Origin of the sequence: Streptomyces sp. NRRL B-3229 (assembly GCF_000719505.1) — a bacterium.
GTDB lineage: Bacteria > Actinomycetota > Actinomycetes > Streptomycetales > Streptomycetaceae > Streptomyces > Streptomyces griseorubiginosus.
The window spans coordinates 1-459 of the sequence record NZ_JOGP01000111.1 but is presented as its reverse complement, the minus strand read 5'-3'; the positions used below and the strand labels follow the sequence as shown (position 1 = coordinate 459).

At 71.0% G+C, this 459-nt stretch carries 1 protein-coding gene; it reads right to left on the bottom strand.

Annotation, left to right across the window (positions count from 1 at the left end; all coding sequences use genetic code 11):
• Positions 1 to 459, bottom strand: a 459-nt coding sequence (locus tag IF54_RS0138965) for a beta-L-arabinofuranosidase domain-containing protein (protein WP_030327503.1), incomplete at both ends; no start/stop codon positions are given.

Below are 459 nucleotides of genomic sequence, written 5' to 3'. Positions count from 1 at the left end.
TGTCCGAACCGGTCGACGAAGTAGCCGGCCAGCTCCAGGTAGCGCCGCTCGCCGGTCTCCCGGTACAGCTCCACGAGGGCGGTCTCGATCTCGGGGTGGCCGTCGACGCCGTCGATGGGCCTGCCGCTGTCCGGCGGTCCGAAGACCGAGTCGACGTGATCGGCGAACTTGCGTGCCACATCCAGCAGTTCGGCGCGGCCGGTGGTCCGGTGGTGGGCCACCGCGGCCTGGATCAGATGTCCGGCGCAGTACAGCTCGTGACTCCAGCGCAGCTCCTGGTACCGCTCACCGCCCTTGCGGAGCTGGAACCACGTGTTGAGGTAGCCGTCGTCCTGCTGGGCCGCGGCCACGAGGGCGACGATGCGGTCGACGTCTGCGGCGAGCGTCTCGTCCTCGCCCTGACCCAGCTGCCAGGCGGCGGCCTCCAGGACGGCGGGGGCCAGGTGCGCCTTGGTGACG